This window comes from Micromonospora costi (assembly GCF_003626655.1).
Taxonomy (GTDB): domain Bacteria; phylum Actinomycetota; class Actinomycetes; order Mycobacteriales; family Micromonosporaceae; genus Micromonospora; species Micromonospora costi.
Genome location: NZ_RBAN01000001.1, coordinates 1,477,240 through 1,504,059 on the forward strand (window position 1 = coordinate 1,477,240; position 26,820 = coordinate 1,504,059).

Annotated in this window: 25 protein-coding genes; 10 read left to right on the top strand and 15 right to left on the bottom strand. The window is 74.3% G+C overall.

What is annotated here, in order from left to right; genetic code table 11:
• The first annotated feature begins 128 nt into the window (after window positions 1–128).
• Both D7193_RS06665 and D7193_RS06670 read left to right on the top strand, forming a co-directional pair.
• A complete protein-coding gene (locus tag D7193_RS06665) occupies window positions 129–1,274 on the top strand; it encodes a GNAT family N-acetyltransferase (RefSeq protein ID WP_120778429.1) in 1,146 nt (381 codons plus the stop codon).
• Window positions 1,271–2,380 (top strand): GNAT family N-acetyltransferase, encoded by a 1,110-nt coding sequence (locus D7193_RS06670; protein WP_120778430.1) that lies wholly within the window; start codon window positions 1,271–1,273, stop codon window positions 2,378–2,380. Before D7193_RS06665 ends, D7193_RS06670 begins: the two co-directional genes overlap by 4 nt.
• 48 nt (window positions 2,381–2,428) lie before the next feature.
• Here the strand turns inward: D7193_RS06670 and hpf are convergent, their stop codons facing one another.
• Window positions 2,429–3,037 (bottom strand): ribosome hibernation-promoting factor, HPF/YfiA family, encoded by a 609-nt coding sequence (gene hpf / locus D7193_RS06675; RefSeq protein ID WP_241562908.1) that lies wholly within the window; start codon window positions 3,035–3,037, stop codon window positions 2,429–2,431.
• Here hpf and D7193_RS34065 point away from each other — a divergent pair.
• Window positions 2,942–3,157: a hypothetical protein gene (locus tag D7193_RS34065; RefSeq protein ID WP_241562930.1), complete on the top strand. Its 216-nt coding sequence runs from the start codon at window positions 2,942–2,944 to the stop codon at window positions 3,155–3,157. The genes hpf and D7193_RS34065 overlap by 96 nt on opposite strands.
• A gap of 164 nt (window positions 3,158–3,321) precedes the next feature.
• Here D7193_RS34065 and D7193_RS06680 read toward each other — a convergent pair whose 3' ends face one another.
• The 4 genes from D7193_RS06680 to mtrA are packed head-to-tail and all read right to left on the bottom strand — an operon-like array spanning window position 3,322 to window position 8,320.
• Complete coding sequence (locus D7193_RS06680) at window positions 3,322–3,993, bottom strand: ComF family protein (RefSeq protein WP_120779304.1); 672 nt, start codon at window positions 3,991–3,993, stop codon at window positions 3,322–3,324.
• A 46-nt stretch (window positions 3,994–4,039) separates the two neighbouring features.
• Complete coding sequence (locus D7193_RS06685) at window positions 4,040–5,857, bottom strand: LpqB family beta-propeller domain-containing protein (RefSeq protein WP_120778432.1); 1,818 nt, start codon at window positions 5,855–5,857, stop codon at window positions 4,040–4,042.
• Window positions 5,854–7,617, bottom strand: a complete 1,764-nt coding sequence (mtrB, locus tag D7193_RS06690) for an MtrAB system histidine kinase MtrB (protein ID WP_120778433.1) — start codon at window positions 7,615–7,617, stop codon at window positions 5,854–5,856. Before mtrB ends, D7193_RS06685 begins: the two co-directional genes overlap by 4 nt.
• A gap of 13 nt (window positions 7,618–7,630) precedes the next feature.
• Window positions 7,631–8,320, bottom strand: coding sequence for an MtrAB system response regulator MtrA (gene mtrA, locus D7193_RS06695; RefSeq protein ID WP_120330083.1), 690 nt, complete (start codon window positions 8,318–8,320; stop codon window positions 7,631–7,633).
• 211 nt (window positions 8,321–8,531) lie between these two features.
• Between mtrA and D7193_RS06700 the strand changes: the two genes are divergently transcribed.
• The 5 genes from D7193_RS06700 to D7193_RS06720 are packed head-to-tail and all read left to right on the top strand — an operon-like array spanning window position 8,532 to window position 13,828.
• Window positions 8,532–9,374, top strand: a complete 843-nt coding sequence (locus tag D7193_RS06700; RefSeq protein ID WP_120778434.1) for a hypothetical protein — start codon at window positions 8,532–8,534, stop codon at window positions 9,372–9,374.
• Window positions 9,371–10,099, top strand: a complete 729-nt coding sequence (locus D7193_RS06705) for a DUF4129 domain-containing protein (protein ID WP_241562831.1) — start codon at window positions 9,371–9,373, stop codon at window positions 10,097–10,099. The genes D7193_RS06700 and D7193_RS06705 overlap by 4 nt, the downstream gene beginning before the upstream one ends.
• Window positions 10,096–11,532: a DUF4350 domain-containing protein gene (locus D7193_RS06710; RefSeq protein ID WP_187356244.1), complete on the top strand. Its 1,437-nt coding sequence runs from the start codon at window positions 10,096–10,098 to the stop codon at window positions 11,530–11,532. The genes D7193_RS06705 and D7193_RS06710 overlap by 4 nt, the downstream gene beginning before the upstream one ends.
• Before the next feature lie 32 nt (window positions 11,533–11,564).
• Window positions 11,565–12,521 (top strand): AAA family ATPase, encoded by a 957-nt coding sequence (locus D7193_RS06715; protein ID WP_120779305.1) that lies wholly within the window; start codon window positions 11,565–11,567, stop codon window positions 12,519–12,521.
• A complete protein-coding gene (locus tag D7193_RS06720; protein WP_120778435.1) occupies window positions 12,518–13,828 on the top strand; it encodes a DUF58 domain-containing protein in 1,311 nt (436 codons plus the stop codon). The genes D7193_RS06715 and D7193_RS06720 overlap by 4 nt, the downstream gene beginning before the upstream one ends.
• A gap of 45 nt (window positions 13,829–13,873) precedes the next feature.
• Here D7193_RS06720 and D7193_RS06725 read toward each other — a convergent pair whose 3' ends face one another.
• Window positions 13,874–14,890: a stage II sporulation protein M gene (locus D7193_RS06725; protein WP_241562832.1), complete on the bottom strand. Its 1,017-nt coding sequence runs from the start codon at window positions 14,888–14,890 to the stop codon at window positions 13,874–13,876.
• A 33-nt stretch (window positions 14,891–14,923) separates the two neighbouring features.
• Between D7193_RS06725 and D7193_RS06730 the strand changes: the two genes are divergently transcribed.
• The gene (locus D7193_RS06730) at window positions 14,924–16,018 is read left to right on the top strand and encodes an RDD family protein (RefSeq protein WP_241562833.1); all 1,095 of its coding nucleotides are present in this window, start codon (window positions 14,924–14,926) and stop codon (window positions 16,016–16,018) included.
• A gap of 23 nt (window positions 16,019–16,041) precedes the next feature.
• Here D7193_RS06730 and efeB read toward each other — a convergent pair whose 3' ends face one another.
• From efeB to efeU, 3 genes are read right to left on the bottom strand one after another with little or no spacing between them, the layout of a single operon-like run.
• Complete coding sequence (efeB, locus tag D7193_RS06735; protein WP_120779308.1) at window positions 16,042–17,319, bottom strand: iron uptake transporter deferrochelatase/peroxidase subunit; 1,278 nt, start codon at window positions 17,317–17,319, stop codon at window positions 16,042–16,044.
• Between the two features lie 16 nt (window positions 17,320–17,335).
• Window positions 17,336–18,466 (bottom strand): iron uptake system protein EfeO, encoded by a 1,131-nt coding sequence (efeO, locus tag D7193_RS06740; RefSeq protein WP_120778436.1) that lies wholly within the window; start codon window positions 18,464–18,466, stop codon window positions 17,336–17,338.
• Between the two features lie 21 nt (window positions 18,467–18,487).
• Window positions 18,488–19,453, bottom strand: coding sequence for an iron uptake transporter permease EfeU (efeU, locus tag D7193_RS06745; protein WP_120778437.1), 966 nt, complete (start codon window positions 19,451–19,453; stop codon window positions 18,488–18,490).
• Window positions 19,454–19,735: 282 nt separating this feature from the next.
• Here efeU and D7193_RS33650 point away from each other — a divergent pair, with 282 nt between their 5' ends.
• Window positions 19,736–19,882 (top strand): hypothetical protein, encoded by a 147-nt coding sequence (locus D7193_RS33650; RefSeq protein WP_174242559.1) that lies wholly within the window; start codon window positions 19,736–19,738, stop codon window positions 19,880–19,882.
• A 91-nt stretch (window positions 19,883–19,973) separates the two neighbouring features.
• Here the strand turns inward: D7193_RS33650 and ahcY are convergent, their stop codons facing one another.
• The 6 genes from ahcY to D7193_RS06775 form a co-directional block, all read right to left on the bottom strand.
• Window positions 19,974–21,470 (bottom strand): adenosylhomocysteinase, encoded by a 1,497-nt coding sequence (gene ahcY, locus D7193_RS06750; protein WP_120778438.1) that lies wholly within the window; start codon window positions 21,468–21,470, stop codon window positions 19,974–19,976.
• Between the two features lie 287 nt (window positions 21,471–21,757).
• Window positions 21,758–22,921 (bottom strand): mannose-6-phosphate isomerase, class I, encoded by a 1,164-nt coding sequence (manA, locus tag D7193_RS06755; protein WP_120779309.1) that lies wholly within the window; start codon window positions 22,919–22,921, stop codon window positions 21,758–21,760.
• A gap of 2 nt (window positions 22,922–22,923) precedes the next feature.
• Window positions 22,924–23,922: a cation diffusion facilitator family transporter gene (locus tag D7193_RS06760; protein WP_120778439.1), complete on the bottom strand. Its 999-nt coding sequence runs from the start codon at window positions 23,920–23,922 to the stop codon at window positions 22,924–22,926.
• 67 nt (window positions 23,923–23,989) lie between these two features.
• On the bottom strand, window positions 23,990–25,186 hold the full coding sequence (locus D7193_RS06765; protein WP_120778440.1) for an SIS domain-containing protein: 1,197 nt from the start codon (window positions 25,184–25,186) through the stop codon (window positions 23,990–23,992).
• On the bottom strand, window positions 25,183–25,368 hold the full coding sequence (locus D7193_RS06770) for a Trm112 family protein (protein ID WP_120778441.1): 186 nt from the start codon (window positions 25,366–25,368) through the stop codon (window positions 25,183–25,185). The genes D7193_RS06765 and D7193_RS06770 overlap by 4 nt, the downstream gene beginning before the upstream one ends.
• A gap of 61 nt (window positions 25,369–25,429) precedes the next feature.
• On the bottom strand, window positions 25,430–26,815 hold the full coding sequence (locus D7193_RS06775) for a phosphomannomutase/phosphoglucomutase (RefSeq protein ID WP_120779310.1): 1,386 nt from the start codon (window positions 26,813–26,815) through the stop codon (window positions 25,430–25,432).
• Between the last annotated feature and the right edge of the window lie 5 nt (window positions 26,816–26,820).

Consider the following 26,820-nt stretch of genomic DNA (forward strand, 5'->3'; position numbering starts at 1 on the left):
GCTCCATCGGGGCGATGGTCAGTGGTGGCGATGGACCGGACCGACAATTGCGACATAACGCGCAGGCGGTGCGAGGGACGCCGGATATCCGGTTACGCCGTGGGCGAACGATCCGGCACCATGCTCGGATGGAGCCAGTGGAGATCACCGAGGACGGCCTGCTGCTGCGCCCCTGGCGGGCCGACGACGCCGAAGCGGTCTACCGCGCCTGCCAGGATCCGGACATCCAGCGCTGGACCACCATACCCCGCCCGTACCTACCGGAACACGCCAGCGGGTTCGTCACCGGGTTCTCGGCCGGCGCGTGGGCGGAGGGCACCGGAGCGCCGTTCGCCGTCTGCGACGCCGCCACCGGGGACCTGCTCGGCTCCTGCGGGCTGGTGTCGATCAGCGCCGAGCGTGGCGCCGGCGAGATCGGCTACTGGACCGCCCCCTGGGCGCGGGGTCGTGGCGTCACCGTCCGGGCCGCGCGGGCCGTGGCCCGGTGGGCCTTCGAGGACCGGAAGCTGCGCCGGCTGACCTGGCGGGCCGGGGTGGGCAACCACGCCTCCCGGCTGGTCGCGCTCCGGACCGGGTTCCGGATGGAGGGGCGGCTGCGCGCCGTGGCCCCCGACGGGGGCGACGACTGGATCGGCTCGCTCCTGCCCGGCGAGGTACCCGCCCCGGGCACGCCCGGTCCCGCCGGCCCGGGCACCGTGGACGCGCGCCGGGCCGCCGTGTTCGGCCGGCCGCAGCCCGTCCTGTTCGCCACCGCGGGCGCCACCGAACTCCGGCTGCGCCCCATGGAGGAGGGCGATCTCGACGCGATCGTGGAGACCTGCCGCGACCCGGAAACCATCCGCTGGACCACCGTCCCCGACCCGTACGAGCGGGCGGACGCCGAATCCTTCCTCGCCTTCGTCCGCGACACCTGGGCGGCCGGCACGAGCGCCAACTTCGTGTTCGCCGGCCCCGACGACCGCTACGCGGGCTCGATCGACCTGCGGCTGCACCCGACCGACCCGCTGCTGGCCGACGTGGGCTTCATGACCGCCCCGGCCGCGCGGGGTCGCGGGCTCATGCCGGCCGCGCTGACCGCGCTGTGCACCTGGGGCTTCACCACCCTGGGTCTGGCCCGCATCGAGTGGCGCGCCAACGTCGGCAACACCGCCTCCCGCCGGGCCGCCGAGAAGGCCGGCTTCGTCGTCGAGGGCACCGCCCGCGGCGCGCTGGCCCACCGGGGCGAGCGGGTGGACACCTGGGTCGGCGCGCTGCTCGCCGGGGACCTGGCATGACGCCGGAGGTCGTGGAGGCGTACGGGGTGCGGCTGCGCCCGTTCCGCATCGACGACGCCGCCGACGTCGTCGAGGGCTGCGCCGACCCGATGACCGGCCGCTTCATCTCCGGACTGCCCTCGCCGTACACCGAGGCCGACGCCCGGGCGTGGATCACCCAGGGCGCCCCGGCCGCCTGGGCCGCCGGCGGTGCGGCGTACGCCGTGGCCGACCCGGCCACCGACCGGTTGCTCGGGGCCGTGGGGCTCGGCCAGGCCGTGGCCTACCGCGGCCAGGCGGAGATCGGCTACTGGGTGACGCCGGGGGCGCGTGGACGCGGGGTGGCCCGGGCGGCCACCCGGGCGCTCACCGAGCGCGCCTTCGCGACCGGCACCGCCCGGCTGGACCTGCTCACCCACGCGGAGAACGCGGCCAGCCAGCGGGTGGCGCTCGCCGTCGGCTTCCGGTTCGAGGGCGTACGCCGTGCCGCGAACCCGACGCGCGGCGGTGGGCGGCACGACCTGCTGGCCTGGGTACGCCTCGCCGACGACCCGTCCGGCCCGACCCCGCGGCAACTGCCCGACCTGCCCGAGGGTGGCCTCGGCGACGGGACCGTGACCCTGCGCCGGCTCGCCCCGGACGACGTGGACCTGATGTACGGATTGCACACCCGGCCGGAGGTGGTGGCCAACCAGGCGCCGCCCGTGCCTCCGGAGCGGGCCGCCGTCGAGCGGCGGTGCCGGCTCGCGGAGAGCCAGTGGCTGACCGGTGAGATCGCCCGGATGCTGATCCTGGACACGGCGAGCGGGGTACCGGCCGGCAGTTGCGGGCTGTCCGTGAGCGACCCGTACGCCGGCGAGGGCAGCCTCGGGTACGCCCTGCTCCCGGCGTGGCGGGGCCGCGGGTACGCGACCCGTGCCGTCCGGCTCCTCGCCGCCTGGGCCTTCGGGCCGGCCGGCCTCGCCCGGCTCGCGGCCGCCACCATGCCCGACAACGTCGGGTCGCAGCGGGTGCTGGAGAAGGTCGGCTTCCGCCGGGAGGGCCTGCTCCGGGGCCGGCTGCCCGGGCTGGCCGGCAGCCGGATCGACGACCTCGTCTTCGGCCTGCTTCCGGAGGAGTTCCGCTGACGATCGGGGAGCCGGTTGTCCGGCTCCCCGATCGGGGCGGACGGACGGTCAGGTGGCCAGCGAGATGATGCCGTAGTCGTAGGCGCGACGCCGGTAGACGACGCTGGGCCGGCCGGACTCCTTGTCCAGGAACAGGTAGAAGTCGTGCCCGACCAGCTCCATCTGGAACAGGGCGTCGTCGATGGTCATCGGCTCGGCGGCGTGCACCTTCTCCCGCGCGATGTGCCAGGGCTGGTCGTCGTACTCCTCCTCGACGTCGACCCGTTCCGCGACTGCGGTGGCGGTGCGGCCGTTGTCACTGAGCGCGCCCAGCGGGTCGGCGCCCAGGTCCGCGACTGGCAGCTCCGCGGTGGCGGCGGCGACGGAGAGCGGCGCGTGCCGGCCGCGGTGCACCCGGCGCCGGTCGGCCGCCCGGCGCAGCCGGGTGTCGAGCTTGGCGATGGCGGCGTCGAGTGCGCTGTAGAAGTCGTTCGTGCAGGCCTCGGCACGGATCACCGGGCCCCGTGAGACGCAGGTGATCTCCACCCGCTGGCAGTGGTCCGCCTGGCGCGGATTGCGCTCGTGGAACAGTTCGACGTCCACCCGAATGAGCTTGTGATCGTAGCGTTCGATCTTGGCGAGTTTCTCGGCTACGTGCACCCGGTAATGGTCCGGCACTTCGACGTTTCGGCCCTTGACCACGATGTCCACGTGACCTCCCTGGCTCGGACGGTCTTCGATCGGTATGACCGGTCGCTCGCCCCTAGGGATGAGGCCCCGCTCGGCGTCGACCGGTGAGTGCGGCTACGCCTCCTTTCACCGCCGGGGGCGGGTGGGAAGACCTCCTACCCCCGACACGATGACGCTAACTCCTGTTCTCCAGGCAGTCACCCCAGGTTCCCAAGACCCGCCGGTATTTTTCACAGCTCGTACACCATCGGGTGAAACGGAAACACGAAGGGTTACGACTGGTGCCGTTTCTCGGTCGCGGCGAGCACCGCGGCGACCGACGGTGCACGGCCCGTGGCGGTGAGCGCTCGGCTCACCGCGGCGAGGGTCGAGCCGGTCGTGAGGATGTCGTCGAGCACCACGACCGCGCCCGCACGGGCCTCGTCCCGGCCCGCCCGTCCGGCCCGCCGCAGCCGGAACGCCGCCTGCGCCGCCGCCGCACGCCCGGCGCTGTCCAGGGTCACCGAGTCCGGTCGCGGCAGCGCCCGCAGCGGCCGCAGGACCCGCACCGCCCACCCGGCGCGACGCAGGCGGTCGGCGCAGTGCCGGGCGAGCCGGTCCAGGTGGTCGCCGTAGCGGGCACGGGCGGCCGCCGCGGTGTCCGGCACCGGGACCAGCGTCACCGGGCGGGCCTGGCCCACGCCGGCAGCGACCACGCCGGCGAGCAGGGCACCGAGCGGCCGGGCCAGCCCGTGCCGCCCGTGTTCCTTGTACGCGAGCAGCGTCTCCCGCAGCGGTCCGGCGTACGGGCCGAGAGCGACGCAGGGCGGCAGCCCCTCCGGGGCCGGGCTGGGCCGCACCGGACGCGGGCGCAGCGCCTCGAGCGCGGTCACGCACTCCGGGCAGACCCCGTGCCGCAGCCCGGGGCGGCGCTGCCGGCAGCCCGCGCAGTCGGCGGGCAGCACCAGGTCGCCGAGGTCCGCCCAGAGCCCGCCGAGGCCGCGCACGGCGTCAGAAGAGGAAGAACGGAGCGGACGGGTTGCCGGGGCGGACGCCCGTCGGCGGCGGCGTCACGTCGAGCACCTGGTCCCGGGAGATCCGGTCGACCGGACCGCTGCGGTAGGACACCCCGTTGGCCTCGTACATGAAGGCGCCGGAGGGCAGCTTCGTGGTCGGGTTGGTGGGGTACGCGGCCAGGTGCGTCACCTTGGCGCCCGTGTCGTCCTCCAGCGGGGTCTGCAGCGCGCCGTCCACGCTGACCTCGTAGATCGCCGGCCGGCCGGCGGACCCGGCCACGATCAGCCGCTCCTCGTCGCCCCAGTCGACGGCCGTGGGGTTGGTCAGCGAGGTGGTCACCCGCCGGGGCGGCCCGATGGACACCGCGCCGCCGTCCAGGTTCACGGCGGCCACGTAGAGCACCCCGCCCGCGATCAGCGCGACCCGCTGCCCGTCCAGCGAGGCGGCGACCGCGGTCACCGCGCCGGAGGGCAGGTTGGGCACGATCTGGGACATGCGGGCGCTCTGGTCGAAGCGGTAGAGCCGCCCGTCGGCCACCACGAGGCCCTGCGGCTGGTGCGGATCGGTGGCCCGCAGCCATACCGGGCGGCCGATCGTCGTGTGCTCCGGCCCGTCGGCGAAGACGGTCACCGGGTCCTGCCCGGTGCCCACGGTCAGCCGCTGCCGCCCCTCGCCCGAGGTCACCACCAGCGCGGCGAGGATCTGGTTGCCGTCACCGGCCCGGGTCAGGCCCGCGGACACCACCTTCCGGTTCGCGTCGGCGGTCAGCGGCACGGTGCCGCTGGGCTCACCGGCGAAGTCGAGCGGGTGGATGCTGTCCTCGTACACGCAGTACCGGCGTGGCCCCTCCCGCAGGCGGTAGAGCGGCCATTCCGACCGCCGCTCGCCCAGGTCCTTCACCACTGCCGAGTTGTTGCGCACCTTCAGCTCGAGCTGCCCCTCCAGCTCCGGCAACGACCAGGCGATCTGCGTGACGAGCTGGTCGGCCCGGGCCCGGTCGTCGCCGGACATGTCGAGGTTGACCTCCCAGTGACCGCTGCCACCGGTGGCGTTGTTGATCAGCTCGGTGCGGTCGGGCAGGCCCACCACACCCGGCCGCAGCCAGTCGGACGGGCCGGCGACCAGCCACTTCACGACCTCGTTGAGGCGCCGCTCGTCGGGCACGGTGAGCGGGAGGTAGCGCTGGTCGGGCACCAGCCGCGTCCGGTCCGAGTTCCAGAAGTAGATCGACTGGCTCTCGTAGTAGTCCCGCAGCGCGGTGTCGGTGAGCAGCAGCGCGTTCGGCGGGTCGATCACGAAGAACCCCGCCCCGTCGTCCGTCGAGCCGGCCGGGGACGCGCTGCGCAGGCCGAACTCGTACTGCTTCTCCGTGGAGACCGGCGGGACGAGCTTCCCGTCGGCGCGGAGGACGCCGACCTGCTCGACCTTGATGGTGACCTTGGTGCTGTCGATGTCGGGAGTGATCACCGGCTTGTCGGTCAACCGGACGACGGTGAGTTCGACCTCGCTGCCCTGCTTCTCCTGGAGGCGGTGCTTGTCCTCCTGGGCGATGAACTGCTTCACGCGGTAGTACGCCCGGTCCGGTTCGCCGGCCGCCGCGGAGAGGAAGTTGCGGACGAACTCCGCCGGGTCCGCGCCGCTCATCGTGCGGGTGGGCGGCTCCTTCCGCCACGCGTTGACCGCGCCGGACTCGGTCGCCGGCTCCCGGCGTCCGTCGACGCGCACCTCCGAGCGCTCCGGGATGCCACATCCGGAGAAGCCGCCGACCGCGAGGGCGCCGCAGAGCGCGCCGGCCACGAGACGGGACCTCACGACCGCACCTCCGCCCGTGTCGTCTCCGGATCCCCGACCGGCGCCGGCCTGATCGCCAACGCCCCGTCGGTGCCCGGGCCGATCGCCAGTTGGCTGCCGCCGCGGGGGCCGCCGAAGGGCAGCCGCGCGTCCTCGGGCACCAGGCGCAGCGGTGAGGTGGTCAGCCGGTCACCGGCCCGGGCCGGCAGCGTGAGCCGGAACTGGGCGCCCTGCCCCGGCGCGCCCCACGCCTCCAGCCAGCCGCCGTGCAGGCGCGCGTCCTCCAGGCTGATCGACAGGCCGAGCCCGGTGCCGCCGGTCTGCCGGGCCCGCGACGGGTCCGCCCGCCAGAACCGGTTGAACACCAGCTTCTCCTCGCCCGGCTTCAACCCCACCCCGTGGTCCCGTACGGTGATCGCCACGGCGGTCTCGTCGAGGCCGAGCCGGATCAGCACCGGCCGGCCCTCGCCGTGCTCGACGGCGTTGCCGACCAGGTTGCGCAGCACGCGCTCCACCCGGCGGGGATCCACCTCGGCGATCACCTCGGTCTCCGGCAGCTCCAGCTCGATCGGCACGCCGACCCGCTCGGCCAGGCCGGCCAGGCGCTCCACCACGCGGTGCACGATCGGCACCAGGTCGGTGGGCTCGGCGTCCAGCATCGCGAAGCCGGCGTCGAAGCGGCTGATCTCCAGCAGGTCGGTGAGGAGCTCCTCGAACCGGTCCAACTCGGCCTGGAGCAGCTCGGCGCTGCGGGCCACCGCCGGGTCGAACTCGTCGCGCTCGGCGAAGATCAGGTCGGCCGCCATCCGGACCGTGGTGAGCGGCGTGCGCAGCTCGTGCGAGACGTCCGAGGTGAACCGGCGTTGCAGCCGCGACATCTCCTCGAGCCGCAGGATCTGCCGTTGCAGGTTGGTGGCCATCTGGTTGAACGAGGCGGCGAGCAGCGCCAGGTCGTCCTCCCCGTTGACCACCATCCGCTGGTCGAGCAGGCCCGCGGAGAGCCGTTGGGCGGTGCGGGCCGCCACCCGTACCGGGTTGACGACCAGGCGGGTGACGAGCGCCGCGAGCAGCCCGAGCAGCACCACCAGCGCGGCCCCGGTGGCCACCACGGTGGCCCGGGCGTCGGCGGCGGTGGCGTCCTGGCGGGCCAACGGCACGAGGTAGTACAGCTCGATCTGGCCGAACCGGGTCGGCACCGGCGAGCCGTACACCAGGTACTTGGTCCGGTCGCCGGTGAGCACCCCGGTGCCGATCTGGCTGGCCACGTTGCCGTCGGCGACGGCGGCCCGCAGCTCCTTGCTGATGAGCGGCTGGACGTTGACGGCCGGTGCCGTACGCGTCTGGATCACGTCCGGGTAGCCGTCCGCGGTGATCGACACCACGACACCGCTGGTCTGCTGCGGGTCGCCGCCGGCCAGGTAGTTGACCGTGCCCTCGATGGTCTCCTGGAGCTGGGCCTCCTGCGGCTGGCCGTACAGGTAGACCTGCTTGGCCGCGTAGTCGGCGCCGCTGTCCAACCGCTGCCGGACGTCCGTCATGGCGTTCTCGAGCAGGATGTTGGTGATCTTGTCGGCGATCAGATAGGCGAACCCGCCCACCAGCAGGCTGGAGGCGACCAGCGTGATGGTGACCACCCGGACGTGCAGCGACCGCCGCCACGTCCGGTGCGCCCCGGCGACCACGCGGGCGGCCCGCCCGACCAGCCCACGCCACAGCTCCCCACCGGCGCCGGAACGGCGGGTGGTCGCTGGCTCGGGGGGAGGGAGCGCGGAGGAGGCCACAGTGCGCCCCAGGCTATCCGGTGCCCGCCTTGTAGCCCACGCCCCGAACCGTGAGGATGATTTCCGGCCGCTCCGGATCCGGCTCGATCTTGGCGCGCAGCCGCTGCACGTGCACGTTCACCAGCCGGGTGTCGGCCGCGTGCCGGTAGCCCCAGACCTGCTCCAGCAGCACCTCCCGGGTGAAGACCTGACGCGGCTTGCGGGCGAGCGCGACCAGCAGGTCGAACTCCAGCGGCGTCAGCTTCACCTCCTCGCCGTTGCGGCTGACGGTGTGCGCCGGCACGTCGATGCTGATCTGGTTGCCGGGCGGGCCGATGGTGAGCATCTCCGGCGCCACGTCCTCGCCCCGGCGCAGCCGGGCCCGCATCCGGGCGACGAGTTCCTTCGGCTTGAACGGCTTCACCACGTAGTCGTCGGCGCCGGACTCCAGACCGAGCACCACGTCGACCGTGTCGCTCTTGGCGGTCAGCATGACGATCGGCACGCCGGATTCCGCCCGGATCGCCCTGGCCACGTCGATGCCGCTCATTCCGGGCAGCATGAGGTCGAGCAGGACGATGTCGGGCCGGTTGTCGCGGAACGCGGCGAGCGCGCGTTCCCCGTCGGCGACGAAGGAAGGCAGGAAGCCTTCGCTGCGCAGCACGATGCCGAGCATCTCGGCGAGCGCGGGGTCGTCGTCGACCACCAGTACCCGGGCTCTCATGGGATTAATTTTCCATCCCCGTTCCAATGTCGGTGGGACCGGCGTCACCCGGCACGGTACCGCCGCCGGCAAGCTTGCCACAGGGGTGCGCGCAGCCGGGCGACCGCGCGCCGGCAGCGACCTGCGGGTCCACCCGTTCGGGCCGGGCGTGTCACCATGATCCCTGCGTGCGCCGTCGCGCGCCACCGTCGTCCGTCCCCCAGGAGTACGCGTGCCCGAGGCCGGCCCGACCGTCGTGCTCCCGCGCCGCCCCCTCACCGTGGGCGAGCTGCTGGATTCGGCGGTCCTGCTGCTGCGCGAGCAGGCCGTGGTGCTCGTGCCGTTCGGCGCCGTACTCGCCGTGGCCGAACAGCTCCTCCTGGCGCCACTGCGGGTCGCGGCCCACGTCGAGCCCCCGGTCTGGTGGTACGCAGAGGGGCATCTGGCCGCGTACTGGCTGCTGCTGGCCGTCGGGGCGGCGACCGAGGGGCTGATCATCGCGCTGCTCGGCAACCCGGCCGCCCGCGCCGCCCGGGCCGCGCTGCTCGGCCGCTCCGCCCGGGCCGGCGAGCTGCTCCGCCCCGCCGGCGCCCGGTGGCCGGCCACCCTGCTGCTGGCGCTCGTCGCGGGCGCCGTGATGTTCACGGCGGCCCTCTGCGGGCCGGCCTGGTTCGTGGGCTTCGCGCTGCTCGGCGCCGCCATACCGGCACTCGTCGTCGACGGGACGTCTCTGCCGCGCGTGCTGCCGCGCGCCGCGGCACTGGCCGCCCGGGGCGGGCTCCGGGCCGGCCTCGTCCGGCTGCTCGGCTACGTCGGCTGGTGGATCCTCCGGGTCGGCCTGGCCACCGGGCTGATCTTCGGGCTGTCGGGGCTCGATCTCGTCCCCGCCGGGTGGGCCGTACCGGTCGCGATGGTGTCGTGGGCCGCCGTGAACATGGTCGCGTACCCGGCCCTGGCCTGCCTGGACGCCGTATTGCACCTGGAGACCCGGATGCGCGGCGAGGGGCTGGACATCCTGCTCGCCCGGGCTCGGCCGAGCACGCCCGACGGAGTCCTGCTGGCGGCGGACCGATGAGCGTCAGCCGGTGGTGGACCGAGACGGTGGCCGCGCTCGGCGACCACGTCCCGCTGTCGCTGGTCGCGCTGCTGCTCGTCGCCGCCGCTCTGGTCGCCGGGCTGGCCTGGTACACGTTCCCGGCCTGGGTGCCCCGCCGCCTGCCCCGACTGCGGCTGACCCGACGGCGGCCGTTCCGGTGGCGACCGCTCCGCCTCCGCTGGCCCCGACTGCGGCTGCGCCTGCCCCGGCTGCGCCGCCGCCGGCGGTCCGACGACGGCGCTCCCGCGGCGGATCCGACGCCCGCGCCGGACGCGCCCGACCTGCCGGTCGCGCCGCTCGCCGGGCCGCTCACGCTCGCCGACCGGCTCGCGGCCGAGGGGCGCTACGCCGAGGCGATCCGGGAGCGGCTGCGCGACATGGTCGGTGAGCTGGTGGTTCGTCAGGTGGTCCCCCCGCAGCCGGGGCTGACCGTGCTCGAGGTCGGCGCGACGGTGGCCCGGAACCGGCCACCCGCCGGCCCGGCGATGGAGGCGGCCGGCGCGATCTTCTCCGAGGTCTGGTACGCGCAGCGACCCGCCTCGGCCGAGCAGGACCGGCGGATGCGGGACCTCGCCGGTGAGCTGCACCGTGTCCTCACCGCGCCGCCCGCCGTCGTGCCGCCCGCCGCCCTGCCGCCCGCCGCCCTGCCGGCGCCGGCCGGGCCGGGCGACCGGCCCGCCGCCGTACCGGAGGAGCGAGCGTGACCGCCGCCCCGCCCACCGCGCCCCCGACCACCGCGCGCCCGACCACGGTCCGGCCGGCCGCGTCCGTGCCCCGGCGGCGGCGACGCTGGCACCGCCTCGCCATCCCGCTCGGGCTGGCCGCCGCGCTCATCGCCACCACCCTGGTAGCCCGGGCCGTGGACCGGCCCGACCCCGCCGACGCCGGCTACCTCTCCCCCGTCGAGACCGACGCCCACGGCGGCAGCCGGCTCGCCGAGGCCCTGCGCGGCCGCGGCGTCACCGTGCAACGGGAGAGCGACCCGGCGGCCGCCCTGCGGGCCGCCCGCACCGGTTCCGCCGTCCTCTTCGTGCCGGCACCCGACCTGCTCCAGCCGGGCACTCTGGCCAGGTCGACCCGGCTGCCCACCGGGACCCGGCTGGTGCTGGTCGACCCGTCCCGGCGGGCGCTCGCCGGCGCCGGCCTGCCCCTGACCCGCGCCGACCGGCGGTGGGCCACGAAGGTGACAGCCCCCGGGTCCGACGGCCGTCCCTGCCCGTTGCCCGAACTCGGCGCGGTGCGCCAGGCCGCCGCGCGGCAGCAGCGGTACGAGTCGGATGTCCCGTCCGTCGACCTCTGCTTCGCGGCGGGGCTGGCCCGGCTGCCCGGCATGACCGAGACCGTGGTCCTGGGCGCGGACGACGCGTTCCGCAACGACCGGATCGACGAGTGGGACAACGAGGCGCTGGCCGTCGGCCTGCTGGGGGTGCACGGGCGGGTCGTCTGGCTCGACCTGGACCGCCCCGAACCACCCCCGCCGTCCCGCGAGAGCCGGCCGTCCGTGACGGGGCCCGGGTCCGACGAGCCTGGCGACGAATCGGGTGACCAGGGTGGCACCGGCGACGGCCGACCCGGCCGGCCCGGCGGCGACACGTCCGGCGGCGGGCGTCCGCAGGGCTCGGCCGACAACGGTGGCTCCGACACTCCCAACCCGCTGTGGGGCGCCTTCCCGGTCTGGTTCTGGGCCCTGCTCGTGCAGCTCGCGTTGGCGCTGCTGCTCGCCGCGCTGTGGCGGGCCCGCCGCCTCGGGCCGCCGGCGCCGGAGCCCCTGCCGGTGACCGTACGCTCCGCCGAGACCGCCCTCGGGCGGGCCCGGCTCTACCAGCGCGCCGGCGCCCGGGGCCCGGCCGGCCGGACCCTGCGGGCCGCCGCCCTCTCCCGCCTGCAGCCCTGGCTGAACCTGCCGTCCGACGCGCCGCCCGAGCGGGTGGCCGAGGCCGTCGCCGCCCGCACCGGCGACGACCCGGAGCAGGTGGAGGAGCTGCTGTACGGCGACGACCCGCCCACGGACGCGGCCCTGCTGGACCTCGCCCGGTCGCTGGACGCCGTCACGCGTACCGTCGCGGCGGCACCGCCCGAGCGCGCACGTCCCGACGGCGCACCCCGACCCGACCCCACCGAAGGAGGACCCCGGTGACCCGACCCGCCGGAACCGCCGAGCCGTCGACCATCGGCCCCGACGACGCCCGCGCCGCCCTGCACCGGCTGCGGGCCGAGGTCGCCAAGGCGGTCGTGGGCCAGGACTCGGTGGTCAGCGGCCTGGTGATCGCCCTGCTGTGCCGGGGCCACGTGCTGCTCGAGGGCGTACCGGGCGTCGCCAAGACGCTGCTGATCCGCACCGTGGCGACGGCGCTCGACCTCGACTCGAAGCGGGTGCAGTTCACGCCCGACCTGATGCCCGGCGACGTCACGGGCTCGCTGATCTTCGACCCGCACACCGCCGCGTTCACCTTCCGCGAGGGCCCGGTCTTCACCAACCTACTGCTCGCCGACGAGATCAACCGGACGCCGCCGAAGACCCAGTCGGCGCTGCTGGAGGTCATGGAGGAGCGGCAGGTGTCGGTCGAGGGCGGTCGCCGGCCGCTGCCCGACCCGTTCATCGTTGCCGCCACCCAGAACCCGGTCGAGTACGAGGGCACCTACCCGCTGCCCGAGGCGCAGCTGGACCGGTTCCTGCTCAAGCTCACCGTGCCGCTGCCCAGCCGGGAGGAGGAGCTGGGGGTGCTCCGCGCGCACCACGCCGGCTTCGACCCGCGCGACCTGGCCGCGGCGGGCGTACGGCCGGTGGCCACGGCCGCCGACCTCGCGGCCGCCCGGAGCGCGGTCGGTCGGGTGCACGTGGCCGACCCGCTGCTCGGCTACCTGGTCGACCTCTGCCGGGCCACCCGCACCACCCCGGCCCTGGAACTGGGCGCCTCGCCGCGTGGCGCGACCGCGCTGCTCAACACCGCGAAGGCGTGGGCCTGGCTGGCGGGGCGGGACCACGTCGTCCCGGACGACGTGAAGGCCGTGGCCCGGCCGACGCTGCGCCACCGGTTGCGGCTGCGGCCGGAGGTCGAGCTGGAGGGCGTGGGCGTCGACGCGGTCCTGGACACGGTGCTCGCCACCGTGCCGACCCCGCGATGACCTGGCGGGCGGCGCTGCTGCTGGCGGTCGGGGCGCTGACCCTGCCGCTCTGGCCGTCGCCGTTCGTCGGTGTGCTGGTCATGACCGGCGCGGTGCTGCTCCTGGTGCTGGTGGACCGGGCTTTGGCGGTCCCCGCCGCGGCGCTCACGGCGGAGCGCGAGGGCGACCGCACGGTCCGGCTCGGCGGCACGGCCACCGTCGTGCTGCGGCTCGGCAACACCTCCGGGCGTACGCTCCGCGCGCAGGTCCGGGACGCGTGGGTGCCCTCGGCCGGGGCGCGGCCGGACGTGCCGCCGCGGCGGGTGGTCACCGTGGCGGCCGGCGACGCGGCGGTGCTGCCCACCCGCCTCACCCCGACCCGGCGCGGCGACCGGCCGGCGGTGGCGTTGACCGTACGCTCGTTCGGGCCGCTGCGGCTCGCGTTCCGGCAGCGGTCCGGCCGGCCCGCCACGCCACCGTGGACACTGCGGGTGCTTCCCCGCTTCGACTCCCGCCGGCACCTGCCCGAGAAGTTGGCCCGGCTGCGGGTGATCGACGGCACCCAGGTCAGCCGGGGACGCGGTCAGGGCACCGAGTTCGACACGCTCCGCGAGTACGTGGTGGGCGACGACGTCCGGTCGATCGACTGGCGGGCCAGCGCCCGGCAGGCCGACGTGCTGGTGCGTACCTGGCGGCCGGAACGCGACCGGCGGCTGGTCTGCGTGCTCGACACCGGCCGCACCTCCGCCGTACGGCTCGGTGACGAGCCCCGGCTGGACACGTCGATCGACGCGGCGTTGCTGCTCACCGCGCTCGCCTCGCGGGCCGGCGACCGCGTCGACCTGCTGGCCGCCGACACGGCGGTCCGGGCCACCGTCACCGGCACCGGCCGTCCGGCGCTGCTCCCGCGGCTCGTGCACGCGCTGGCCCCGCTCCAGCCGGCCCTGGTCGAGACGGACTTCGAGCTGATCGCCGGCGAGATCCTGCGCCGGCAGCGCCAGCGCAGCCTCGTGGTGCTCTTCACCGCCCTGGAGGCGGGTGCGCTGGGCGAGGGCCTGCTGCCCGTACTGCCCCGGCTGGCCGCGCGGCACCGCGTGGTGATCGCGGCGACCCACGACCCGGTGCTCTCGGCGATGACCTCCGGCACGCCCGCCCGGCCCGAGGACGCGTACGCGGCGGCGGCCGGCTGGCGGGCGCTGGCCGAGCGGGACCGCGTCCGCGCCGCGCTCACCCGGTACGGCGTGCTGGTGGTGGACGCCCCCGCCGGCGCGCTGGCCACCAGCCTCGCCGACACCTACCTACGCCTGAAGTCCCAAGGCCAGCTCTGACCCCCGCGCCCGTCGCGCCCCCTCCTCGGCGCGGTGATCATGAAGTTATTGCCCTCCGCCACGGCGTGTCGTGACAACAACTTCATGATCACCGGGGTCAAGGGGTGGGGGTGGGGTCCGGTGGGTGGCGCGGCGGCCGAGGACCACCACGTACGCCAGGAAGGCGAGCCAGACGGCGGCGCCGAGGCCGACGCGCAGCGGGACCGGCACCGGGGCCGGGGTGACGAACGCCTCGACGAACGCGGACACCGCGAACACGCCGACGAGGCCGACCGCCACCAGAACGGCCGACCGGCCGGCCCGGGCCACGGACTGGCCCCGGGTCAGGTCCGGGGGTGGCGCGATCCACGCCCAGGCGACCCGCAGGCCGAGCCCGGCGGCCACGAAGACGCCGGTGAGTTCCAGCAGGCCGTGCGGGGTGATGAGGCCGAAGAAGACGTCCGCCCGGCCGTACGAGACCATGACCCCGCCCACCACGCCGATGTTGAGCGCGTTCTGCCACAGCAGGTAGAACACCGGCACGATCAGCACCCCGGACGCCAGGCACTGGGCGGCGAGCCAGGCGTTGTGCGTCCACAGGTGGAAGGCGAACGTCGGCGCGGAGAACTCGGTGTAGTAGCCGGCGAACCCGGAGTCGACCAGGTCGGTCGCCGCGTCCTCGCCGATGAACGCGGCCGCGGTGTCGGGATTGTTGGCCACGAACCAGATCAGGAAGAAGCTGAGCAGGCTGAAGGCGGTCGCCACCCCGCACCACCAGGGCCACGCCCGGTAGACGGCACCCGGGAAGCCGGACACCAGGAAGCGGGTGACCGCCGCCCAGGACGCTCGGGGCCGGCCGGTGAGCCGGGCCCGGGCCCGCAGCACCAGCTGGGACAGCTGACTGACCAGGGCCGGGTCGGGTGACCGGCTGCGCAGCGCGGAGAGCTGGGTGGCCGTCCGCTGGTAGAGGACGACAAGCTCGTCCACCTCGGCGGCGTCGAGCCGGCGGCGCCGGCACAGCTCGTCGAGCCGCCGCCACTGCCCACCGTGCTCCGCGACGTACGCGTCGAGATCCACGCTCACCCCCGTCCGCGGATCATAGTGTTCACTGTCGGGGTGAGCGCGCAACCATCGTCACCGGCCGCCGCCCGCCCGGCCGCCCGGACCGTGTCGTGGAGCGACGCCGGGCTGGTCAGCGGCGAGGCCGTGGAGTTGGACGTCCGGGTCGCCCGGCTCGGCTCCCGGGTGCTGGCCCTGCTGCTGGACGTCGTGGTCCAGGCCGGCATCGCGGTCGCGCTGGCGGTGCTCGCCGCGCTCGCGTTCTCGGCGCTGCCGTTCGGCTTCGTCGACGCGGCGCTCACCGGCGCGACGGGCACCGTGGCGCTCGTCGGGCTGCTCGTTGGCTACCCGGTGCTGTTCGAGCGGTTCAACAACGGCCGGACGCCGGGCAAGGCCGCGGTCGGCCTGCGGGTGGTGAGCGTGGACGGCGCACCGGTCGGGGTACGGCAGTCGCTGACCCGTGCCCTGGTCGGCGTCGCGGTGGAGTGGCCGGGTCTCGTCCTGCCCCTGCTCAGCTGGGTCGCCGGGGTGACGGTGATGCTGACCGACCGCCGTGGACGCCGCCTCGGCGACCTCGTGGCGGGCACGCTCGTGGTGCACACCCGCGCGGCGGCCGTGTGGCGGCCCGTCCCGACCGCCGTGCCGCCGCTGGTCGGCTGGGCGTACACCCTGGATCTGACCCGGCTCGACGACGACCTGGCGCTCGCCGCGCGGCAGTACCTGGCCCGGGTGCACCAGCTCGTGGAACCCGCCCGCAGCCGGCTCGCCCGCGGTCTCTGGGCCGAGGTGGCCGCCGTGACCACCCCGCCACCGCCGCTGCCGGCCCCGGAGACCGTCTACCTGGCGGCCGTCCTCGGCGAGCGGCACCGCCGGGCCGTGCACCGCCTGCACCGCACCCGGGCCGTGACCGCCGCGCTGTGGCCGGAACTGGCGCCCGTCCCCGCGGCGGAACCCATCCGCCCGGCCGCGCCCGAGCCGCCCCGGCCGGGAACCCGGAGCGCACCCGCGGCCCCGCGTCCGGCCGCGCCGGCCGACACTCCGGTCGCCGTGTCACCGGCCCCCGCCGTACGACCCGCCGCGGCGCCGCCGACGCAGGCCACTGTTCCGCTCGTACGCCCGCCGGTGGACACCGCCGACCGGCCCGGCGCCTGACCACACGGCCCGGCGCTGCCGCGTCAGGCGAAGAGCGCCCGCCCCCAGTGGTCGCCGCCGTCGCGGACGCCGGGCGGGCACGCGAAGAGGGCGCTGGAGACGTGCCGCAGGTACTCGTTCATCACGTCGTGCCGCGCCAGCTGCGTCTGGATCGGCACGAACTGCCGGCGCGGGTCGCGCTGGTACGCGATGAAGAACAGGCCGGCGTCCAGGCGACCCAGCCCGTCCGACCCGTCCACGAAGTTGTAGCCCCGCCGCAGCAGGCGCGCCCCGCCGTTGCGCGTCGGGTGCGCGAGCGTGACGTGTGCGTGCGCGGGGATGCGTGGCTGGCCGTCGTCCCCCGTGGCTGCGAAGTCCGGCTCGTCGAACTCGTCGCGCTGCCCCAGCGGGGCGCCGCTGCCCTTGGCCCGTCCGACGATCTCCTCCTGCTCGGCCAGCGAGGTCCGGTCCCAGGTCTCGACCAGCATGCGGATCTTCCGCGTGACCACGTAGGAGCCGCCGGTCATCCAGTCCGGGCCGTCGCCCGGCTGCACCCAGAGCTGGTCGCGGAGCAGGTCGGCGTCCTCGGCCTTGAGGTTCGCCGTGCCGTCCTTGAAGCCGAACAGGTTGCGCGGGGTGGCCTGGTCGCGGGACGTCGACGAGGTACGGCCGAACCCGAGCTGGGACCAGCGGACGCTCACCACCCCCATGCCGAGCCGGGCCAGGTTGCGGATGGCGTGCACCGCCACCTGCGGGTCGTTCGCGCACGCCTGGACGCAGAGGTCGCCGCCGGAGATCTGCGGCTGCAGCGCGTCGCCGGGGAACCGGGGCAGGTCGGCCAGGGCGGCGGGGCGCCGGTCGGCGATGCCGAACCGGTCCCGGCCCTCGGCGTCGCGGAACAGCGTCGGGCCGAAGCCGATGGTGAGCGTGAGCTGCGACGGGGGCAGGCCGAGCGCCTCGCCGGTGTCGTCCGGCGGCGCTTCCGGCATCCCGCCGACCGCGCCGAGCACGCCGGCGTCCTGACCGGCGGTCATCCGCGCGGCCGCGGCCGTCCACTCCTGGAGCAGGTCGACCAGCCGGGCCCGGTCCTTGGTGATCACGTCGAAGGCCACGAAGTGCAGGCGGTCCTGGGCCGGCGTGACGATGCCGGCCTGGTGCTCGCCGTGGAACGGCACGGCGCCGGCCGCGTGGTCGCTGGCGGCGGCCTGGTCCGGCGCGCCGCGCAGCAGCACACCGGCCCCGGTGGCCACCCCGGCGACGCCGGCCGCGCCGGCGCCGGCGAGCGTGATCGCCCGCCGGCGGCTGAGTCCGCTCCCGCTCATCGGCACCCCCTGTGCGTCACCGCGCGACGACCGCGGCGACCTTGCTGATCGGTTCGGCGAGCGCGTTGATGCCGTCGGAGAGCTCCTTGAGCTCGGCCTTGCTCAACGCGGTGTGCAGCTTCCACCCGTCGCCGTCCCGGTGCTCGCCGAGCAGCCCCTCGACGTTGGCGAACTCGGTGTCGAGCTGCTTGACCAGGTCGGGTGAGCGCTGCTCGAGCGCGGGGCGCAGCGCGGCGATCGCGGCCTTCGACCCCTCCAGGTTGGCGCTGAAGTCCCACAGGTCGGTGTGCGAGTAGCGGTCCTCCTCGCCGGTGATCTTGCCGCTGGCCACCTCGTCGAGCAGTTCCTTCGCGCCGTTGGCCAGCTGGAGCGGGGAGAGCTTCTCGGCGTTGGCCTTGGCCACGATCTCCTTGACGTCGGTCAGCAGCCGGTCGGCGATCGGGCCGTCCTTGCTGATGTCACCCGTGGTCCACAGGTCCTTCTCGATCCGGTGGAAGCCGGTGAACTCCATGCCCTCCTCGATGACCTCCTCGCGGCCATCGATCTTGGGGTCGAGGTCGCCGAAGATCTCCGCGACCGGCTCGATGCACTCCCAGTAGGTCCGCGCGACCGGGTAGAGCGCCTTGGCCTTCGCCACGTCGCCGGCCTTGACCGCGGTCACGAACTCCTCGGTCTTCTCCAGCAGGGCCGCGGTCTGGCTCTTCACGTACCGCTGGTAGCTGTCGGTCGCCCCGGCCAGCGCGGCGTCCTCGGTGAGGGGCGCCGCCGAGCCGCTGACCTTCAGCGCTCCGCGGATGCCCTTGCCGCTCATCCCGGGCTTGCAGGCCGTCTCGTACGTCCCGGCCGGCAGCTCGACGTGCAGCTCGCGGCTCAGCCCGGGGGCGATGTTCTCGACCTCGCCCATCACCCGGTCACCGCTCGCGTAGACATAGAACTCGGTCACCTTGGACCCGGAGTTGGTGACCTTGAAGGTGGCCGTACCGGCCGCCAGGTCGGTGTCGCCGACCTCGCAGGCCGTGTCGTTGGCCTTGACCACGATCGGGCCGCCGGCCGTGGCCGGGTCGTCCTTCTGGCCGGAGCACGCGGTCACGCCGGCCGTGGCCAGCAGGCCGGCCGCGGCCAGCATCAGGTACCGGGTGGTGCGCATCTGAGCAGTTCTCCTCGTGGGTCAGGCACGCTGCGGCGCGGACGGCGCCTCGGCGTCGGCCGGGGTCGTGGCGGTTCCGGCCGATGCGGCCTCGCCCGGGACGGCCGGCTCGACGGCGGCCGGCTTCTCCGGGGCGCCGGCCGTGGCCGCGGCGTCGCCCGTGCGGGGCGCGGCGGCCTTGGGGGCGGCGGGACGGAACAGGAAGAGCGCGAGCACCGGCACGGCGTACGCCACCCAGGCGATCGTCTCGAGCACGGTCGGAGCGGGGGTGACGTTGAACATTCCGGCCAGGAGGGCGGCGTACCACGTGCTCGGGTCGAGCACGGACGTGATGTCGAACGCCAGGTCGTTGAGGCCGGGCAGGACGCCGGCCTCCTGGAAGTCGTGCACGCCGTACTTCAGGATGCCGGCGGCGACCAGGATCAGCAGGGCGCCGGTCCAGGTGAAGAAGCGGGTCAGGTTGATCCTCAGCGCGCTGGCGTAGAGCAGCACGCCGATGACCACGGCGGTGACGACGCCGCCGATCAGCGCGAGCAGCGGCCCGCTGTCACCGGCCGCGCCCTGGGCGGCCGAGTAGAAGATGAGGGCGGTCTCCAGGCCCTCCCGGATCACCGCGAGGAAGGCCATCCCCGCCACCGCGAGGGAGCCGACCGCCAGGGCGTCCGTGAGCTTGCCGCGCAGCTCGCCGGCGATGGTCCGGGCCGCCCGGCGCATCCAGAAGATCATCCAGGTGACGAAGACGACGGCCGCGACCGAGGTGACGGCCTCGAACAGCTCCCGGTCCTCGGAGCGGGACAGCAGGGTGGTCGACGTGTACTCGATCAGCCAGCCGAACAGCACCGACAGCGCCACCGCCAGGCCGACGCCCGCCCACACCTGCGGCAACCGGTCCCGGCGCTGCGACTTCACGAGGAAAGCCACCAGGATGCTGACCACGAGGGTCGCCTCCAGGCCTTCGCGCAGACCGATCAGGTACGTGGCGAACATCTGTGCTCCGGTCTTAGGTACGCCTCAGCTTAGTTAGGGCAGCCATACCTTCCTCTTGTTCAGGAGGCCCGTCAAGTTGATCGGGCCAACACCACTCGTCCGGCTCATGAACTCGGCGTACGCGGGACGTACGCCACCGCCACGCTGTGGCAGGATGCGGCTCGTCCCTACCGCAGACAGGACGACCGTGCCCGACATCGTGTTCGCACCAGCCGGCCCGCCCGCCCCGGCCGGCCCGGTGGTGAGCCGGGCCGCGTCGTCGTCAGCCCGGGGACGGCAGCCGTGAGGGGCTTCGGTCCCTGGCTGGCGGTGCTGGCCGTGGTGTTCCTGCTCAGCATGCTGCGCATGCGGGCGCTCGCCACCGCGGTCTCGCTCGCGTGGCTCGCCTGGTGCGTCTGGACCTGGGTACGCCCCCGCCGCCGCGACTGACGTCAGCGACCCGACTGATGTCGGCGACGCGGCCCCGGACACGCGAACCGGGCCGGTCGCGTGCGCGGCCGGCCCGGTTCGTGGTGGACGATCAGTAGCGGTAGTGGTCGGGCTTGAACGGGCCCTCCACGGGCACGCCGAGGTAGGCGGCCTGCTCCTTGGTGAGCGTGCTGAGCTTGGCGCCGAGCGCGTCCAGGTGCAGCCGGGCGACCTTCTCGTCGAGGTGCTTCGGCAGCACGTAGACGCCCACCGGGTACTCGTCGGTCTTGGTGAAGAGCTCGATCTGGGCGATCGTCTGGTTGGAGAACGAGTTCGACATGACGAAGCTCGGGTGGCCGGTCGCGTTGCCCAGGTTCAGCAGGCGCCCCTCGGAGAGGACGATGATGGCGTGGCCGTCGTCGAAGCGCCACAGGTCGACCTGCGGCTTGATGTTCTCGCGCGTCACGTCGGAGCGCTTCGCCAGGCCGGCCATGTCGATCTCGTTGTCGAAGTGGCCGATGTTGCCGACGATGGCCTGGTGCTTCATCCGGGCCATGTGGTCGTGGGTGATGACGCTGAAGCAGCCGGTGGCGGTCACGAAGATGTCCGCCTGCTCGACCACGTCGTCCAGGGTGGCCACCTGGTAGCCGTCCATGGCGGCCTGGAGCGCGCAGATCGGGTCGACCTCGGTCACCACGACCCGGGCGCCCTGGCCGCGCAGCGACTCGGCGCAGCCCTTGCCCACGTCGCCGTAGCCCATGACGACGGCCATCTTGCCGCCGATCAGCACGTCGGTGGCCCGGTTGATGCCGTCGATGAGCGAGTGGCGGCAGCCGTACTTGTTGTCGAACTTGCTCTTCGTCACCGAGTCGTTGACGTTGATGGCCGGGAACAGCAGGCTGCCCTCGCGCTGCATCTCGTAGAGCCGGTGCACACCGGTGGTGGTCTCCTCGGTGACGCCCTTGATGCCGGAGGCGATCCGCGTCCACCGCTGGCCGTCCTCGGCGAGCGTGCGGTGCAGCAGCGAGAGGATGACCGCGTACTCCTCGGAGTCGGCCGACTCGACCGGCGGCACGGCGCCGGCCTTCTCGAACTCGACGCCCTTGTGCACGAGCAGCGTGGCGTCACCGCCGTCGTCGAGGATCATGTTCGGCCCCTGGCCGTCCGGCCAGGTGAGCACCTGCTCGGTGCACCACCAGTACTCCTCCAGCGTCTCGCCCTTCCAGGCGTACACCGGGACGCCGGCCGGGGCGTCGGGGGTGCCGTCCGGGCCGACCACGATGGCGGCGGCCGCGTGGTCCTGCGTGGAGAAGATGTTGCAGGACGCCCAGCGGACCTGCGCGCCGAGCGCGACCAGCGTCTCGATCAGGACGGCGGTCTGGATGGTCATGTGCAGCGAACCGGTGATCCGGGCGCCGGCCAGCGGCTGTGCGTCGGCGAACTCCCGACGGAGCGCCATCAGACCGGGCATCTCGTGCTCGGCGAGCCGGATCTCCTTACGGCCGAACTCGGCGAGCGACAGATCCGCCACCTTGTAGTCGCCCGCGGCGACGCTGCTCGGCCGGGCCTCGGACGGCGTGCCGCTGGCAGCCGGGAGGGTGCTGGTCATGAAAGCTCCTGTCGGACGATTGTGCTGCGCGACCCTCCACCTTACGCGCGCCGCCCGGCGGGCGCCCCGGCTGGCCGCCGCGGGGGTGCTGTGGACAGCGCACGGGGCGGTCGGTCGTGAACGGACTTTCCGTCCACCAGCCGGCCGCCCCGTGCATCCCCCCGGTTTGGTTCCCCGCACGTTCTCGGACCGTCGTCGCGATAACGCTGCGTACCCATAGAGTCACACTCCGCTAGGAGCGCGTCAAGCCATTCCGGGAAAGTCGGACTTGCGCTTTTGCGGAGGCGTCAGCTCAGGCCGCCGGAGGCGACGTACGCCTCCCCGGCACCGCTGATCCGCAGCGGTCCGCCCGCGGCCGTGCCGATGGCGGCCTGGCCGCGCTGCAGCGTGAGCGCCCCGGACCCGTCGTCCACGGCCACCGAGCCGGCCACGCAGAGCACCACGCGGGGACCGACGGGCGCCAGCTCGGCCGACGGCACGGCGTCGCCCACCGTCACCCGGTGGAGCGCGAAATCCTCCACCGGCACCGGCCAGCAGTCCACCCCGGGCCCCACCGACCGCGCCTGCCGCACCGGCTCGTCCAGCACCTCGAAGCGCAGCACCCGCAGCAGCTCGTCGACGTCCACCCGCTTCGGGGTGAGACCGCCGCGCAGCACGTTGTCGCTGGCCGCCATGATCTCCACGCCGGCGCCGCGCAGGTAGGCGTGCAGGTTGCCGGCCGGCATCCAGATCGCCTCACCGGGCGACAGGCGCACGTGGTGCAACAGCAGCGCGACCAGCACACCCGGGTCGGCCGGGTAACCGGCCGCCAACGCCCGGGCCAGCTCCGCGTCCGGCCCGGCGGCCGGCGCGGCCACCACCGCCGCCACGAGCCCGGCCCGTTCCTCCTGCGGCCAGGTCAGCAACGTACGCACCGCCGTGCGCAGGCCGGACACCCCGGACCGCAGCGCCGTGACCACCGGGTCGAGGGCCGGTACGCCGAACGCGGCGAGCGCCTCGGCCGACTCCGCCGGGTCGCGGAACCCGCAGAGCGCCTCGAACGGGGAGAGCGCGACCAGCAGTTCCGGCTTGTGGTACGGGTCGACGTAGTTGCGCTGCTCCGGCGGACGCGCCGCGTCGGCCGCGTGCCCGGCCCGGGCCTGCTTCGCGTCGGGATGGGCCTGGAGGCTCAGCGGCGCGTCCGCGGCGAGCACCTTGAGCAGGAACGGCAGTCGGGTGCCGAAGCGGTTGACACCCTGCTCGCCGAGCCAGCGTTCCGGCTCGGCCGCCAGCACGTCGAGCAGGCTGATGCGCGCGCCGGCCCGCTCGATGGCGGCCGGCGCGCCCGGGTGCGCACCGAGCCACAGCTCGGCCTCCGGGCCGTCACTCGGCACCGGGCGCCCCTGCAGGGCCGCGATGGCGGAGCGGGACCCCCAGGCGTAGTCCCGGATCGGTCCGTACAGCGGTTCCACCATCAGCTCCCGGACCGCCCGGCCGCCTCGTCGTCCGGCCCCGGTACGGCGGTGTGCGACGCGGACCCGCTGCCCGCGCGCTCGGCCGCGGCGCTGTAGATGTCCGGTTCCAGGTAGATGACCCGGGCGATCGGCACGGCGGCCCGGATCCGCGCCTCGACCGCGTTGATGCCGCGGGCCACCTCCTCGGCGGTCTCGCACGCCGGGACGCCGACCTTGGCGGCCACCATCAGCTCCTCGGGCCCCAGGTAGAGCGTCTTCATGTGGATGATCCGCTCCACCTCCGGGCCGTCCGTCACGGCCCGCTCGATGGCGGCGAGGTCGTGCGTCTCCGCGCCCTCACCGAGCAGCAGGCTCTTCGTCTCGATGGCGAGCACGACCGCGATGGTCACCAGCAGGATGCCGATCATCGCGGTGCCGAACGCGTCCCACTCACCGTTGCCGGTGGCCAGCGTCATGCTCACGCCGAAGAGCGCGAACACCAGACCCACGAGCGCGCCGAAGTCCTCCAGCAGCACCACGGGCAGCTCCGGCGCCTTAGCCCGGCGGATGAACCGCAGCCAGGACTGGTTGCCTCGCGTGTGGTTCGACTCCTTGATGGCCGTACGGAAGGAGAACGACTCCATGACGATCGCGACGAGCAGCACGGTGACCGGCACCCACTGGAACTCGTGGATGCCCTCCTTCTCGTGCCACTTGTGGTACGCCTCGTACAGCGCGAACAGGCCACCGACACTGAACAGCACGATCGACACGATGAACGCGTAGATGTAGCGCTCCCGGCCGTACCCGAACGGGTGCTGCGGCGTGGCCTCCCGCTTGGCCCGCTTGCCGCCGAGCAGCAGCAGACCCTGGTTACCCGAGTCGGCCACCGAGTGGATCGCCTCCGCCAGCATCGACGACGAGCCCGTCAGCGCGAACGCGAGGAACTTCGTGACGGCGATGCCGATGTTCGCCAGCAGGGCGGCGATGATCGCCCTGGTCCCGCCCTCGGCGCTCACGCCACCACTCCCCCGGGCCGCGCCACACCGGCCGGCGCCGATGTCCCGCGCCGCCCACTACGTCCGATCACTGGTTCGACAGCTCCTTCATCTCGGTGATGGCCGGTACCGCCATCGGATCCAGGCCGTGGGCCATGGCGAGGTAGATCGAGGCGAAGTCCGGCACCGCGACGAGCGACGCGAGCCGCTCCAGCGCGGAACCGCCCTCGGCGACCACGACGTCGCAGCGCACGCCGCGACGCTCGGCCAGCGTCTGCACCGCCTCGGCGCGGCGCTCCTCGACCGCGAGCGGCTCGTCGGTGTCGTCCTCGGCGTTCAGCCCGCCGTCTCGCAGCAGCACCAGCCGCAGCCGGGTGCCGTCACCGTCGGCCTCCTCCGGGTCGGCGAAGATGTCCCGCTCCCCCTCGGCCAGGCCGCCGAAGACACCATCGAGCAGGCCCACGCGGCCCCGCCCTGCCTCGCCCAGCGCCCCGGTGACCACCGGGTAGCGGGCGTTGGCCGACAGGGTGTCGCCGAAGCGGCGGGCCGCCACGGTGGCGAGCGGGGACGAGCCCCAGACGATCGGGATCGAACCCGCCAGGCCCAGGGCCAGCGACTTCGCCGGGTTGACGAAGGACTCGGCGGTGGGCCGGCTGCGGTCGGCGTCGGCGTCCAGCCGCGCCGCCGTCTCGGCCAGATCCGCCTCGTTGACCTTCACGAGCCCGAGCGTACGGGCGGCGAGCAGTACCGGCACGGTGAGCGCCCACAGACTGGCGCGGGCGGGCGCGCGCCGCGGCACCGGGATGAACGGCGCGCGGGCGCGCTCGGCGACCGACTGGAGCTGGGAGTCCGGCGCGCCGACGGCGACCAGCCGGGCGCCCCGGCGGTGCGCGGCCTCGGCGGCGCCGAGCGCCTCGGGACTGCGGCCGGAGGCGCTCACCGCGATCACCACGTCGGCGGCGCCCACCCAGCCCGGCACACCGGCGCTGCGGTGCGGGATGACCGGCACGGGGCAGCGGGGGCCCGCGACCGTGGCGAGGACGTCACCGGTGCGACCGGCGGTGCCGATGCCGGCGATGACGACGGCGCGCGGCCGGCCCTCGTCGGCGAGCGCGGAGAGGTTCGCCTCGGCCGTCAACGCGGCCGACTCGCGCACCTGGGCGCCCGCGGACGCGGTGTGCCGCAGCATGCCACCCGGGTCCCGCTCGGCGAGCGCGTCGGGGTCGTCCAGCAGGCTCTCGTCGGCTTCCCGGTGGCCGCTGACCCCGGCCGTACCGTCGATCACGACGACTGCCCCGGGCCGCCGCGCGCCTCGTCGAGCAGCAGTACCGGCACGTCGTCGCGGACCTCGAAGACGCGGCCGCACTCGGTGCAGGTCAGGGTCTGGGCCTGCGCGTCGTAGTCGAGCGGTGCGTGGTGCGTGTCCGGGCAGGCGAGTATCTCGAGCAACTGCGGATCCAGGGCCACGGCGCGGCTCCTTCCACGTGTGCGGCTTCACCGCCGGCGGTGCCGAGCGGCGCAGGCGATCTTATCGGCGAACCCGGTCGAGCACCTCGTCGCGGAGGGAGATCATCCGCGCGCGGGTGGGTGCCTCGACGTTCAGCCTCAGCAACGGCTCGGTGTTGGACGCGCGCAGGTTGAACCAGGCGCCGTCGGGGAAGCGCAGGGTCAGACCGTCCATCTCGTCGGCCTCGACATCCGTGTACGCGTCGCGCACCTCGCGCATCGCCGCGGCCTGGTCGACCACCGTGGAGTTGATCTCGCCGGACGCGACGTACCGCTCGTACTCGCCGGCCAGCACCGACAGCGGCAGCGACTGCTCACCGAGCGCGGCCAGGGTGTGCATGGCCGCGAGCATCCCAGTGTCGGCGAACCAGAAGTCCCGGAAGTAGTAGTGCGCGGAGTGCTCACCGCCGAAGATCGCGTTGGTGCGCGCCATCTCCGCCTTGATGAAGGAGTGCCCCACCCGCGCCACCACCGGCTCCCCGCCGTGTTCGCGGATGATCTCCGGAACCGCGCGGGAGGTGATCAGGCCGTGGATCACCGTCGAACCGGGGTGCTTGGCCAGCTCGCGGGCGGCCACCATCGCGGTGATCGCCGACGGGGAGACCGGCTCGCCCCGCTCGTCCACCACGAAACAGCGGTCGGCGTCGCCGTCGAACGCGAGCCCGATCTCCGCGCCGTGCTCGACGACCGCGCGCTGGAGGTCGACCAGGTTGGCCGGGTCCAGCGGGTTGGCCTCGTGGTTGGGGAAGCTGCCGTCCAGGTCGAAGTAGAGCGGCACGATCTCCAGCGGCAGGGCCGGAAGGCTCGCGTCACCGAGCACGCTCGGCACCGTGTGGCCGGCCATGCCGTTGCCCGCGTCCACCACCACGCGCAGCGGGCGGATGCTCGACAGGTCGACGAGCTTGCGCAGGTACGCCGCGTACTCCGGGAGCAGGTCGCGCCGCTCGGCCGGGCGGGTCGGCTCACCGGCGGGGCGGGCCTCGTCCTTGTCCAGCAGTGCCTGCGCCCGGTCGCGGATCTCGGCGAGGCCGGTGTCCTGACCGATGGGCCGGGCGCCGGAGCGGCACATCTTGATGCCGTTGTAGCGCGCCGGGTTGTGACTGGCCGTGAACATGGCCCCGGGCAGGTCGAGTGAGCCGGAGGCGAAGTAGAGCATGTCGGTCGACGCGAGACCGATCTCGATGACCGAGCGCCCCTCGGCCCGGACGCCGGCGGCGAACGCGGACGCCAGGCCGGGCGAGGTGGCCCGCATGTCGTGACCGATGACGACCGCCTCGCCGGGCTCGTCCGTGGCGTTGAGCAGCTGGGTGAAGGCGGCGCCGATGGCCTCGGCGGCCCGCTCGTCCCACTGGTCCGGCACCGTCCCGCGGACGTCGTACGCCTTCACGATCTGGGACAGATCAGACACCGGTT

Excerpts from the sequence above, each read along its gene's own strand:
- D7193_RS06670 (WP_120778430.1), top strand. The coding sequence starts at position 1,271 with ATGACGCCGGAGGTCGTGGAGGCGTACGGGGTGCGGCTGCGCCCGTTC.
- D7193_RS06665 (WP_120778429.1), top strand. The coding sequence starts at position 129 with ATGGAGCCAGTGGAGATCACCGAGGACGGCCTGCTGCTGCGCCCCTGG.
- ahcY (WP_120778438.1), bottom strand. The coding sequence starts at position 21,470 with ATGACCAGCACCCTCCCGGCTGCCAGCGGCACGCCGTCCGAGGCCCGG.
- efeO (WP_120778436.1), bottom strand. The coding sequence starts at position 18,466 with ATGCGCACCACCCGGTACCTGATGCTGGCCGCGGCCGGCCTGCTGGCC.
- D7193_RS06720 (WP_120778435.1), top strand. The coding sequence starts at position 12,518 with ATGACCTGGCGGGCGGCGCTGCTGCTGGCGGTCGGGGCGCTGACCCTG.
- efeU (WP_120778437.1), bottom strand. The coding sequence starts at position 19,453 with ATGTTCGCCACGTACCTGATCGGTCTGCGCGAAGGCCTGGAGGCGACC.
- D7193_RS06705 (WP_241562831.1), top strand. The coding sequence starts at position 9,371 with ATGAGCGTCAGCCGGTGGTGGACCGAGACGGTGGCCGCGCTCGGCGAC.
- efeB (WP_120779308.1), bottom strand. The coding sequence starts at position 17,319 with ATGAGCGGGAGCGGACTCAGCCGCCGGCGGGCGATCACGCTCGCCGGC.
- mtrA (WP_120330083.1), bottom strand. The coding sequence starts at position 8,320 with ATGAGAGCCCGGGTACTGGTGGTCGACGACGACCCCGCGCTCGCCGAG.